The following is a 12,691-nucleotide window of genomic DNA, read 5'->3' as shown; positions in this document are numbered from 1 at the left end:
TGGTTTACTTCTATCAATAACGATACAATATAACTGTTTGATGCGTTGTTTTTTAACAGTATTTGATTTTTTAAAGCTGCCTCTGGTTTACAAGAGTTAAGTTTAATGTGTTGTCCGACAGAATCTTTGCTCTGTTTGGAGATTGCCGGCTTTTGCTATATTTGTGTTGCTTAAAAAAGATATATTATCAAATTTAAACACATTATAGAAAATGGGATTAAAAATTATTGTTCTTGCCAAGCAGGTGCCCGATACCCGCAATGTGGGCAAGGATGCCATGAAAGCCGACGGAACAGTTAACCGTGCGGCTCTGCCGGCTATTTTCAACCCGGAAGATCTTAATGCACTTGAACAGGCATTGAGAATAAAAGACAAATATCCAGGATCCACAGTCACTTTATTGACCATGGGACCGGGACGTGCTGCTGATGTTATTAGAGAAGGCCTGTTTCGTGGAGCTGATGATGGTGTCTTATTGACCGACCGTGCTTTTGCCGGTTCTGATACTCTGGCTACTTCTTATGCTATTTCTTGTGCCGTTCGCAAAATCAAAAAGTTTGATTTGATCATTGCCGGACGACAGGCTATTGACGGAGATACCGCGCAGGTAGGCCCTCAGGTCGCTGAAAAGCTTGGCATTCCTCAGGTTACGTATGGTGAAGAAATTTACTCTGCTGAGAAAGGAAAAGTCTCTATGAAAAGGCGTTTGGAAAGAGGCGTGGAAACAGTAGAGTGTCCAATGCCTTCAGTTGTTACCATTAACAGCTCAGCTGCTCCCTGCCGTCCTCGCAATGCCAAGTTGGTGATGAAATACAAGCATGCTCAAACCATTACTGAGCGTCAAAATCAGTCTGAAGACTACATCGATCTGACACAGGACCGGCCTTATCTGAATATTCCTGAATGGAGCGTGGCAGATATTGAAAGCGATCACGAGATGTTGGGACTTTCCGGTTCACCTACAAAAGTGAAGAAAATTGAGAATGTAGTTTTCCAGGCCAAAGAAGCACGTCATATTCAGGCCAATGATGAAGATATTGAAGAACTGGTTAAAGAATTGATTGCCAACCATACCATTGGTTAGGCCGGTCAATGAACTAAAAATGAATTGAAAATGGACAATATATTTGTTATTTGCGAAATTGAAGATGGCAAAGTGGCTGATGTGAGCCAGGAGCTGCTTACCAAAGGGCGTTCGCTTGCCAATCAATTAAACTGTAAATTGGAAGCGCTGGCTCTGGGACATAAACTTAAGGGAATTGAAGAGCATATTTTTCCATATGGTGCTGATATCGTTCATGTAGGCGATGATAAGCGATTGGAACCTTTCACCACGTTGCCTTATACTTCCGTTATCGTTGATTTATTTAAGCGTGAAAAACCGCAAATTGCCCTTTTGGGTGCTACTACCATGGGGCGTGACCTTGGGCCACGTGTATCATCTGCTCTTCAGAGCGGTCTGACTGCAGACTGTACAGCCCTCGAAATTGGCGACCATGAAGACAAGAAAGCCAAGAAGAACTATAAGAACCTTTTGTATCAGATAAGGCCTGCCTTTGGTGGAAATATTGTAGCCACCATTATTAACCCCGATTGCCGTCCTCAGATGGCTACCGTGCGTGAAGGGGTAATGAAGAAGGAGGTTTTCTCAAAATCTCACAAAGGGGAAGTAAAAGATGTTGATGTAAAAAGCATTTTGAAGCCCGAAGATGAGGTGGTAAAAGTTATTGAACGTCACATTGAGAAGAACCGCATCAATATTAAAAATTCCTCCATCATTATCTCCGGTGGTTATGGAATGGGATCTAAAGAGAATTTCTCTGTACTTTATGAGCTGGCAGAAGTATTGGGCGGTGAAGTTGGTGCTTCGCGCGCTGCTGTTGATGCCGGCTTTGCCGAGCATGACCGTCAGGTTGGTCAAACCGGGGTTACCGTCAGACCTAAGCTTTACATTGCCTGTGGTATTTCAGGTCAGATTCAGCACACTGCCGGAATGGAAGAATCATCTATGGTTATTGCCATTAATAATGACCCCGGAGCGCCCATTAATAAATTGGCCGATTATGTGATGACCGGCGATGTAATGGAAATTATTCCAAAGCTCATAAAGGCGTATAGGAAAAATACGAAATAGAGGGTTTTTCAACAATGTAGGATTTTATGACCGCATATGATGGTCGGATAAATAAATAGAAAAATGGCTAATTTTTATACAGATAATCCGGATCTTAAATTTCATCTCAACCACCCGTTGATGAAAAAGATCGTGGCCCTCAAAGAGAATGACTTTGAGGACAAGGACAAGTTTGACTATGCTCCGATGGATTTTGAAGATGCAATGGACAGCTACGAAAAAGTGCTGGATATTGTGGGTGAGATCTCGGGTGATATAGTGGCGCCCAATGCTGAAAGTGTGGACGCAGAGGGTCCAAAAATAGTGAAGAACGAAGTGATTTACGCCAAAGGAACCCAGGAAAACCTGGATGCTTTGGTGAAGGCCGGTTTGATGGGAATCACTTTGCCCCGCAAATATGAAGGGCTCAATTTTCCTATCGTGCCTTACATTATGGCTGCCGATTTGGTTTCGCGTGCCGATGCCGGTTTTGTTAATATCTGGGGACTTCAGGACTGCGCCGAAACCATCAACGAATTTGCAGATGAGGATCAGAAAATGCGTTTTCTCCCTCGTATCTCAAGAGGTGAGACTGCTGCAATGGATTTGACAGAGCCTGATGCAGGATCGGATCTTCAAGCGGTTCAGCTTAAGGCTACTTTCAACGAAGATGACGGCAAATGGTACCTCAATGGTGTAAAACGTTTTATTACCAACGGTGACGGTGATGTCTCTCTTGTTTTGGCCCGCTCTGAAGCAGGAACATCAGATGGTCGTGGTTTGTCTATGTTTATTTACGATCGTGCCCATAAGGCTGTTAAGATCCGCAGGATCGAAAATAAGATGGGTATCAAAGGATCACCAACCTGTGAACTGGTATTTAAAGATGCCCCTGCCGAGTTGGTTGGTTCCCGCAAAATGGGACTTATCAAATATGTGATGGCATTGATGAACGGTGCCCGTTTGGGTATTGGCGCCCAGTCTGTAGGGATTTCCGAGGCAGCTTACCGCGAAGCACTCGAATATGCCAAAGAACGTGAGCAGTTTGGTAAGTCCATTATCAAGTTCCCTGCAGTATATGAATTGCTGGCTACCATGAAAGCCAAACTGGATGCTTCCCGTACATTATTGTATGAAACAAGCCGTTATGTGGATGTGTACAAAGCTTACATGCACTTGGCTGAAAAGCGTCAGCTGACTAAAGAAGAGCGTCAGGATATGAAATATTATCAGCGTCTGGCCGACTTCTTTACTCCTTTGCTGAAGGGAATGAGTAGTGAGTACAGTAATCAATTGGCTTACGATTCCTTGCAGATTCACGGTGGTAGCGGATTCATGAAAGATTACCCGATTGAGCGCATTTATCGTGATGCCCGTATTACCACTATTTATGAAGGAACCACTCAGCTTCAGGTTGTGGCTGCTATTCGTGGCGTTACTACCGATGGTTATTTGAAGCGCATTCGTGAATTTGAAGCAATGAATCTTCGTCCCGAACTGCACAGCTTCCGTCGTACCCTGATTGGTATGACCGAAGAGTATGAGAAAGCTGTTAAAGCTGTTGTTGCTGTAGGTGACAATGAGTACCTAGATTTCCATGCCCGCCGTCTGGTTGAAATGGCAGGCCACATCATTATGGGCTATTTGTTGCTTCTGGATACTGAGCGGGATGATAAATTCCGTACTTCAACAGAAATCTATATCCGGATGGGGCGTGCAGAGAACCGCTCAAGAGCCGAATTTATTGCCAATTCATCATTGGATGATCTTGGCCATTTTAAGCAGGTTCAGGAAAATGTATAATTAATCAATAGTTTGATCTAACCGAAGCAGGATACATTAGTGTGTCCTGCTTTTTTTTTTGATTTAAACGGCCGGTATATTAACAATACTCCGTTAAACTTTTATAAAAGTCTAAAGTTCAAGCTCTTGGGGATGAATGGTTTTTCGTCTTAAAGCCCAGATTATCAGTGTTATATGATCTATCTTAAATCTTATATCTAAAAGTCTAACGATCTATTGATTAAGAAACTGTTTAAGTTTTATCCTTTGGGATGTTTTCTGGTCATGAGCTCTTATACTTCATCAAAATTTCCTTAAATAGCGTTGCTATTCGTGTCAATTTTGACTTGTCTAAGAACTCAATTCTTCAAAAACATCTTCCAAAAACAAAATTAAAACAGTTTCTAAGAAAGAATCAGGGCTGGCGGATTCCGATCCTCCAGTTTCAGTAATAGGCGAATTGGCTTCGACTCTGCCGCTTCCCCCGGAAAGAATCCGACTCCCTTTGCCATCTCACCTATTCTTCCGTCGTGACTAATACCCGCCCATTTATTGGTTACTGTTTACGGATATAAAAGTCCAATCTAAAATATTTTAGGCTGATTTTTATTGACTCAAAATGAATCTGAAAAATTTCAGAAAGGATTAAAGTCGCTGGAAATGAATCTAAAAAATTTTAGAATCATTCTGAGCTGCTCGAAATCAATCTAAAATATTTCAGGATGTCATGGAGTGTCTCAAAGTGAATCTAAAAAATTTTGAGAAGGGTTTAAGACGCTAAAATACTGTTTAAAAAATTTTGGACAGGAAAGAAGTCAGGTTTGGCTAATAGGTGAGGCGGATTCCGATCCGCCAAACCTATTAGCCAAACCTTATACCCATTACCTTTTACCCTTCATTGATTAATCCAGTCTTTAAAGTTTTTGGCCCTTTCCCGGCTGACAACAATTTTTTCTTTTACATCAGGATGTGTTTTCACAACCAGCTTGCCATTGAACCAGTTTTCAACTTTTCTGATGGCTTCAATATTGAGTATAAACTGCCGGTTAGCCCTGAAAAATATTTTTGGGTCAAGTTCTTTTTCCAGTTTGTCCAGAGTGAAATCTATCACATGCTGATGACCGTCAAATGTCACCGCTGAGGTTATTTTGTTCGAACTCACTAACCACGCAATGTCTTGTATGTCAATTTTTTTAAATCCGTTAGCCACATTGGTGATTAAACGTGACCGATAGTTCTGGTTACCGGAACTCAGCATTTCTTTAAGGGCATTGTAGTCGGGGCCGGCAATAGGGGCGGCCTTCTGATAAAGTCTTTCAAATTTTTCAATGGCTGCCTCCAGCTTTTTCTGATTGATGGGCTTGAGAAGGTAATCAATGCTATTAACCTTAAACGCCTGAATGGCATATTCGTCATAAGCCGTAGTGAAAATGACCAGGCTATTTATATCCACCTTGTCAAAAATCTCAAAACTGCTTCCATCAGAGAGTTGAATGTCCATGAATATGAGATCGGGCATTGGATTTTCCTGAATCCACTCCACCGTTTCTTCAACGCTTCCAGAAGTTCCGGCAATTTCCCATTGAGGGCGGGTTCTCAATACCATATCTTTTAACAGCCTGCGGGTTGGAAGTTCATCTTCTACGATCAAAATATTCATATTCATGGATTTTAGTCGTTATCAAAAAGCAAAGGTAGCTCAACACAATAGAGTTCTTCTGTTTCACTGATTTTTATGGATCGGCCCGACAACATTTCATAGCGTTGTGAGATGTTTTGAAGCCCGGTTCCTGTTGAATAAACATTGTTCTTGGGCTGCAGGTTATTGCAAACATTCAAAAACCGTTTGTTTTTAATATTGATATCAATGGTCAAAGGGCTTTTTTCTGATGACCGGTTGTGTTTAATAGCGTTTTCAAGTAACATCTGAAGCGACATCGGAGGAATATGAAGGTCCTTATATTCTTCCGAAATGTCTATGTTAACCACCAGTGCCTCACCCATTCGGTGTTTGTGCAGAAAAACGAAGTCATTAATAAAATCTAGTTCCTCCCATAGAGGAACGGTTATATCATTCTTCTTTTGGAGAAGGTAACGATAAACTTCAGCCAGCTTTTGAGTGAATTCAGCGGCATTTTCAGGATCATAATGAATCTCCGAAATTAAGGTGCTGAAACAATTAAAAAGGAAATGGGGATTGAGTTGATTTTGCAGAATTTTATAATCCGACTCAATTTTTGCCTGCTTCAGGGTTTCTACTTCCAGAACTGATTTTTTCCAGTTGAACAGAAAACTTCTGAGGAATAAAATGCTGTTGAATATCAAAATAAATAATACACCGAAAATAAAAACCAGAACCGCCGACATGAAGAAGTGCTGCTCTTCATAAACATGACCGGGTAAGGACAGAAATGAAATGGCTGCAATCATGACTGTCCAGATAAAACTCCAGCCCAGTTGCTTCTTTAACCTGCTGGCAATTTTAAAAAACCATGGTGACTTTTTATCTAATACCCGGTTTATGATGATGTTTCCCTCGCTAATAAGATTGAATGCTATGATAGATAAAACGAAGGGAAAAGGTGTTTTAAGAGGATCCGGTGATTCTCCGTAAAGGAAATAGACAAAAACAATTACCAGAAATCCGACTGCCGAAACAATCAGAAACCTTATAATTGTAGGTGTAAACCCCGTGTTTATGATGTTTAAACGCGGGGTTCTGAATTCTTCCGGTATTTGTTGCTTTTCTTTTGTTATCATGCTATAGTTTAACAAGCTTTCCGGTGGCTTTCAGGTATTTGGTGTGCATCATGTTAACCGATGTTTGCGCATCAATTTTGTTGCTGCGGGCCTCCTGCCATTGGGCCTGCGCTTCAAGGAGATCAACCAGTCTTTCCATGCCGGTATCGAAGCGGTCACGACTGGTTTCCAGATTTTCTTCAGCCTGCTCAAGGGCCGATTGTGTTAGCTCAAGTCTCTTGATGGCATCATTAAGGTTAAAACGGGCCTGTGCAATTTCCAACTGCAGCAACTTCTCCGTTTCTTCCAGTTTCATTTGCGCTGCTTCAGTTTGAAGTCTGGCTTTGGACACTTTGTTGCGTTCTTCAAACCACTTAAAAATGGGGATTTTTACGGAAGCCATGGCTGAAAATGCCATCTCCTCTGTTCCCCTGCCATTTATTTCCAAGCCGCCAAAATAGTTGTATCCGGCCGATATTCCAACTTTTGGCAGCATCTCAGAACGCGCCATTTTCTCTTCATAGTGCCCCATTTCAATAGCCCTGGTAAGCATCTGGTACTCCGGTCTTAGTTCCGGACTGTTGTTATTAGACTGAATTTCATTGGTTTTGTTGTTGTCTGACAGTTTTTCGTCAATCGATATTTTACTTTCAAGTGGCAGGCCAATTATTCTGCAAAGATTCATTCGTGCCAGCTGAAGCCCGCTGTTGGCTTTCTGAACCATCAGTGTGGCTTCATTTCTTTTTACCTGAGCTTTAAGAAGATCATTCCGGGTAGCCATTCCTTCCTGAACGCTTGCATCTATCGAGGCAACCAGAGAATCCAGTAAAACTTTGTAATCCTCTGCAGCCTTCTTTTTGGCTTTTACAGAGATGTACTGAAAATAGCCCTGGTCCGATTCAGCAATGATTTCCGATTTTTTAAGCTCCATATTTATATCAGCTGCTGCTATGCCGGTTTCGGCCATCTTATTGGCAGTTCTGATTTTTCCTCCCATATAAACGGGTTGTTCCAACTGAATGCCGGCACTGGTGACTCCTTCCAATCCCAGGTTGAGGTTCATGTCGGGCATCATGGCATACATGTTAAATACCGGATTGCCGTCACTGCCCATCACAGGGTCGCCTGTTTGTGGGTTGATCATTACATTGGGCTGCAACTCCCCGTTTTGGTCGGGCTTGTAAGTGGGCAAAGGACCTCCATCCAATGAGTATTCCAATGCATCCGGCTTGTAAAAATAGAGACCCGAGGCTGACAGATTAGGAAGATGGGCTGCGGTGGCAATCTTTTTATCCAGTAAGGCCTGTGCTTTCCTGTTTTTGGATATTTTGATTTGACGTGAGTATTCAAGCGCCATTTCCCGGCATTTCTCACGACTAAGATCCACCTGGGCTGATGACGCAAAAGCAAAGATGGAGATGAATATTAATGTGAGTTGAATATATCGTTTCATATATTTATGCGTTTTTTTGTTTGCGTGCTTTTTTACTATTCGGATGAATTACCTGATAAAGGAGGGCGTAGAGCACCGGCATCATCATCAGGGTAATGATGGTTCCGATCAGGAGCCCAGACATCATTGTTACCGCCATTGATCCAAACATGGCATCTGAGACCAACGGAATCATACCTAAAATAGTAGTAAGCGATGCCATCATTACTGGTCTTAAACGGGATGTGGATGCATCGATCAATGCAGAGAACCGATCGCTGCCTTCCCTGATTTTTAATTCAACTTCTTCAAGCAATACCACTCCGTTCTTAATCATCATCCCCATCAGTCCTAAGGTTCCGACAATGGCAACAAAACCAAATTCTTTACCGGAGACCAGCATTCCAAGAACGATTCCGATTATGGCCAGTGGCAGGCTAAAGATGATGATCAATGGTTTCTTTATATCGTTAAAAAGAGCAATCAGAATGGCAATCATGAGCACAATGGCCAGTGGCAGATACATGAAAAGATACTGCTGTGACTCTGAGCTGGCCTCAAATTCACCCTGCCATTTCATTTCGTAACCGGCAGGCAGATCAATGGCATCTATTTCAGGAAGAATCCTGCTGCGGACATCGTCTGCTGTAAGGCCCGGGGTTGGGTTACACTGGGCTTTCATGGCCCTGCGTCCATTGTGACGGCGCACAACAGGTTCTTCCCATTCAACATCAATGTCCTGAATTGCCTGGTTCATGGGCACTGCTCCAACAGTCGATTCCAATACATCACTGATGGCGGTGGTGCCATTCATAATGCCCTTTAGTACATCCGGTTCCAGACTGTTGAGACTGGGAAGCATGCTGAAAGCCGGGGAGGTCTCAAGATTTTCAACCGGTTCGCCGTTGTTTTGAATGCTCTTTACATAGATGGGAATGGAACGGGTGCCATCGTAAAAATCACCAATGGGCAATCCGTCGGTGGCAGTCAGCAGCGACAATGCAATGTCAGGGCGGGTTAAGCCTGCCCTGCGTGCCATCTTTTGATTGTAATCCGCTACCAGTACTTTGGATGAGGGCTCCCAGTTATCGGTGACAAGGACGGCTCCGGGCTCTTTTTCCATGATCTTTTTTGCCCTTGCTGTCAGATCCTTCAAAACTGCCGGATCGGGGCCGGTGAACAGAACCTCAATGGGAAATTTCTTATACATGAGGTTGTACCTTTTTACTCGTGCATAAGCATCCGGATAATGACTGGTCAGATACTTCTGAATTTTTGGCAGCATCTTTACCAGAATGTCCTCATCCGTAAAATCCACAATAAGCTCCCCGTAACTCATCGAAGGTTCTGCAATAGATCTTACCAAATTGTATCGGGATGGGGTGCCCCCTAAACTGGCAGTGACATTGGTGATTTCTTCCTGTTTTAGCAAATGGTCTTCAATTTCTGAAAGGTCATTGTCTACCTTTTCAATCCTGGTGCCTGCCGGCATATTGTACTCTATATACAACTGGTTGTAGCTGAGATCGGGGAAGAAGGTTTGAGGAATTAAAGGAAACAGCAGCGCACTTCCTCCCATGAGTAACGTTACAATGATTATGGCCACTGTTTTGTGGTAAAGTAAATAACTCAGTGCCCTCCGGTGCCAGGAATATATTCTGTTGCTGTAGGGCTTTTGTTCATCGTCTCTTGAATCACCGGCTGTTTTCTTTTTCCTGAATTGCTTGTCTGCCATTACAGGTGCCTGTGTGAGAGCAAGAACCCAGCTCAGTAGAAGAGAAACGGCCAGGACAATGAACAAATCACGTACATACTCACCTGAGGTATCGGGTGACAAAAAGATGGGTAGAAAGGCGAAGATGGCGATGAGAGTTGCACCAAGCAGGGGCCAGGCAGTCTTTTTTGCCGTATTGACCAGCGCCTTTTTCTTCTTTACGCCATGTTGAAGGTCTATAAGTATGCCGTCAACAATAACGATGGCATTGTCAACGAGCATTCCCATGGCCACGATCAGAGAGGCCAGAGAAACACGTTGCAGTGTGCCGTTGAAAAGATTCAATACTACAAACGATCCCAGAATTGTTAACAGCAGACCACTGCCAATAATTATTCCGCTTCGCCAGCCCATTGTCAGCATCAGGATGATGATTACAATGGCCAGTGATTCTGCCAGGTTGAACATAAAGGTGGTGATGGCGTTCTGAACCTTTTCCGGCTGAAAAAATACCTTTTCGAAATCTATTCCTGCCGGAATCCTCCTGGTCTTTAATTCAGCCAGTCTGTGATCTACTGCTTCGCCCAGGTCCACAACGTTGCCACCACTTTGCATGGCAATAGAAATTCCGAGGGCCGGCTTTTGGTTATATCGCATGGCCTCGCGATAAGGTATTTCCAGATTTCTTTCAATTTCTGCAATATCACCGAGCCTGACCTGGTCTTTTTCATGACCCTGTATTATCAGGTTGCGGATATCATCAATGTTTTCAAAATCATTATCGACATCAACTCTTATTCTTTCCTGACCGGAGTTAAAGTAACCTGCATAAACTGTTTCGTTCTGATCTCGAAGGGTCATCAATATTTCGGAAGGGTGCACTCCCAGATTCGCTAAACGATCCTGATGAATTTTGATGTTGATACAGGGAGGTCGGTCACCGAATATTTTAACGCGTTTAACATCGGGCAAATCTTCAATTTCGTGCTTAACCAGCATCCCGTAGTCGTGCATCTCATCGTAGGAGAATCCATCGGAGGTCATAGCATAAAACAACCCGTAAACATCTCCAAAATCATCAACTACGATTGGAGTGCGGGCGGTTTGGGGAAGTTCAGCTGCTGCCCTGTTAACCTTCCTTCTAAGAATATCCCATTTCTGTTCAATTTCATCGGGATTTACAGTGGGATCCAGTTCAACTGTAATTTCGGAGTAGTCAGCTTCCGATCTGGATTCAGTTTTTTTCAGGGCACCCATGGTGCTGATGGCTTTTTCCAGCACATCTGTAATTTCCAGTTCAACCTCATGGGCTGAAGCACCCGGGTAAACTGTAACCACAAGTGCTTGCTTAACCTTGATCTCGGGATCTTCCAATTTACTCATTGACTGGAATGACATCACCCCGCCAACCGCGAGCACTACCAGAAAAAAGTAGAAAAGTATCTTGTTTTTAAATGCGAATTCGGTCATAATACCTTATTGACAGTGTATTTTATTTTTTTGAACGAAGAAAAGAGATTCGGTTTTTGGTTTAAGGAAAGAGGTCGACGCTTCTTTGAAAGGCATCTATCCTCTAGTTATCTACAGTTCTACAACAGGCCTCCCACATTACTTTCAGATGGTTCCTTCAGAACTTCAACCTTTTGTCCCTCTTTCAGTCTGTGTACGCCGGCGCTGATGATTGTGTCTGCTTCGGTGATCTCACCTTTTACGATGGCTGAGCCAGAAGGCTTTATTTTAACGATCTCTACTTGTTTGGAATGAATTGTTTTATCAATCTCGTTGAAAACCCAAACAGTGGACTTGTCTCCGTTTTTGAAAACAGAGGTTGCAGGAATTTCGAAGAGTTGATTGCCTGTACTTTTATATTTGATGATAACTTCGGCACTCATTCCCGGTAGAATTTTTCCTTTAGGGGGATTTGATACATTAAAATATGCCGGATATAAACCGTTGAGGTTGGCTTTAGAAACAATGTTCCTCAGTTTAAGTTGAAGTGGGGTGTCCGGCTCATCTACAGTACGACAAGTAAATTCTGAAAACCTGTCTTTGTTTAAATAATCGCTGGCGGGAAGATGGGTGACGATTTCATGGTTTTGAGTATCAATCATAGATACAATTGGCATTCCGGCATCAACTGTCTCATCAGCTTCAAAAAAAATTTGGTTGATATTGCCTGAAAAAGGCGCTCTTAATTTTGTGTCGCTTAATGCATTTTTGTGGGCATTGTATTTGGCTGTAATTTGTTTCAGTCCCGAAACGGCTTTGTCATAATCATTTTCCGAGACTTTCCCTTTTTTATAGAGCGAAGTGATTCTCCCGACCTCAGCTTTTACCTCCTCATATCTGGCTTCGGTAGCCTGCAATTGCAATTTATAATCCCGGGGATCTATTTGAGCGAGAATCTGATTTTCCTTTACATGGTCACCTTCATCAACAAAAATGTTTATAATCGGGCCTGCAACCCTGAATGCCAGTTTTACGTCCGAGGAAGCCTGAATTACTGCCGGGTAACTTTTCGAGAGGAGCGATGAATGCTTCGTTACCCCGGTAGTTTTAACGACGACCTTATTTGGTCTTTCTTCGGATGAATTGGTATTGCATGCATACATTCCTGCAATTAAAACTATGCCAATTAAAACCTTTAGCAGTTTGAAGTGATTTTCCATTATTTCCTTTTTTTATTTTATGAATATCCGGTTATTTACCTAATTGAAAATATATAGGGGCTTTGCCCCTTAAACCCCAATTACTTTTTTGTCTTGACACAAAAAAGTAATCAAAAAAAGTCAAGGCTGTGACCGCTTCACTCAAAAAAACAGCGTTTGATGGCTAAAATCTTTTAAACTCGCCTATCGGCTCAAACAGAAAAGATTTTTTAACGCCATCTTCACTTGTTTTTTTGGCTCAC

8 protein-coding genes are annotated in these 12,691 nt (G+C 42.6%); 3 read left to right on the top strand and 5 right to left on the bottom strand.

Annotated elements, in window-relative coordinates; genetic code table 11:
- Window positions 1-211 precede the first annotated feature (211 nt).
- From DDZ16_RS17240 to DDZ16_RS17230, 3 genes are all read left to right on the top strand, one after another.
- Window positions 212-1,084 (top strand): electron transfer flavoprotein subunit beta/FixA family protein, encoded by an 873-nt coding sequence (locus DDZ16_RS17240; protein WP_109265734.1) that lies wholly within the window; start codon window positions 212-214, stop codon window positions 1,082-1,084.
- A gap of 30 nt (window positions 1,085-1,114) precedes the next feature.
- Window positions 1,115-2,134: an electron transfer flavoprotein subunit alpha/FixB family protein gene (locus DDZ16_RS17235; protein WP_109265733.1), complete on the top strand. Its 1,020-nt coding sequence runs from the start codon at window positions 1,115-1,117 to the stop codon at window positions 2,132-2,134.
- Between the two features lie 63 nt (window positions 2,135-2,197).
- Window positions 2,198-3,916, top strand: a complete 1,719-nt coding sequence (locus DDZ16_RS17230; protein ID WP_109265732.1) for an acyl-CoA dehydrogenase family protein — start codon at window positions 2,198-2,200, stop codon at window positions 3,914-3,916.
- An 874-nt stretch (window positions 3,917-4,790) separates the two neighbouring features.
- On the opposite strand, the gene DDZ16_RS17225 is transcribed toward DDZ16_RS17230, so the two are convergent.
- The 5 genes from DDZ16_RS17225 to DDZ16_RS17205 all read right to left on the bottom strand — a co-directional run bounded on the left by DDZ16_RS17225 (window position 4,791) and on the right by DDZ16_RS17205 (window position 12,449).
- Entirely contained in the window at window positions 4,791-5,555 is a 765-nt protein-coding gene (locus DDZ16_RS17225; RefSeq protein WP_109265731.1) for a LytR/AlgR family response regulator transcription factor, read from the bottom strand.
- Between the two features lie 11 nt (window positions 5,556-5,566).
- Entirely contained in the window at window positions 5,567-6,655 is a 1,089-nt protein-coding gene (locus DDZ16_RS17220) for a sensor histidine kinase (protein WP_232526803.1), read from the bottom strand.
- A 1-nt stretch (window position 6,656) separates the two neighbouring features.
- The gene (locus DDZ16_RS17215) at window positions 6,657-8,087 is read right to left on the bottom strand and encodes a TolC family protein (RefSeq protein ID WP_232526801.1); all 1,431 of its coding nucleotides are present in this window, start codon (window positions 8,085-8,087) and stop codon (window positions 6,657-6,659) included.
- Between the two features lie 4 nt (window positions 8,088-8,091).
- Window positions 8,092-11,250, bottom strand: coding sequence for an efflux RND transporter permease subunit (locus DDZ16_RS17210; RefSeq protein ID WP_109265730.1), 3,159 nt, complete (start codon window positions 11,248-11,250; stop codon window positions 8,092-8,094).
- Between the two features lie 119 nt (window positions 11,251-11,369).
- Entirely contained in the window at window positions 11,370-12,449 is a 1,080-nt protein-coding gene (locus tag DDZ16_RS17205) for an efflux RND transporter periplasmic adaptor subunit (RefSeq protein ID WP_109265729.1), read from the bottom strand.
- Between the last annotated feature and the right edge of the window lie 242 nt (window positions 12,450-12,691).

The sequence above is a fragment of the Marinilabilia rubra genome (genome assembly GCF_003121985.1).
GTDB classification, from domain to species: domain Bacteria; phylum Bacteroidota; class Bacteroidia; order Bacteroidales; family Marinilabiliaceae; genus Marinilabilia; species Marinilabilia rubra.
This window is presented reverse-complemented; position numbering and strand designations above follow the sequence as displayed.

Bases quoted from the DNA above. Each gene is read 5' to 3' on its own strand.
- DDZ16_RS17220 (WP_232526803.1), bottom strand. From the start codon at position 6,655: ATGATAACAAAAGAAAAGCAACAAATACCGGAAGAATTCAGAACCCCG.
- DDZ16_RS17235 (WP_109265733.1), top strand. From the start codon at position 1,115: ATGGACAATATATTTGTTATTTGCGAAATTGAAGATGGCAAAGTGGCT.
- DDZ16_RS17240 (WP_109265734.1), top strand. From the start codon at position 212: ATGGGATTAAAAATTATTGTTCTTGCCAAGCAGGTGCCCGATACCCGC.
- DDZ16_RS17225 (WP_109265731.1), bottom strand. From the start codon at position 5,555: ATGAATATTTTGATCGTAGAAGATGAACTTCCAACCCGCAGGCTGTTA.
- DDZ16_RS17215 (WP_232526801.1), bottom strand. From the start codon at position 8,087: ATGAAACGATATATTCAACTCACATTAATATTCATCTCCATCTTTGCT.
- DDZ16_RS17230 (WP_109265732.1), top strand. From the start codon at position 2,198: ATGGCTAATTTTTATACAGATAATCCGGATCTTAAATTTCATCTCAAC.
- DDZ16_RS17210 (WP_109265730.1), bottom strand. From the start codon at position 11,250: ATGACCGAATTCGCATTTAAAAACAAGATACTTTTCTACTTTTTTCTG.
- DDZ16_RS17205 (WP_109265729.1), bottom strand. From the start codon at position 12,449: ATGGAAAATCACTTCAAACTGCTAAAGGTTTTAATTGGCATAGTTTTA.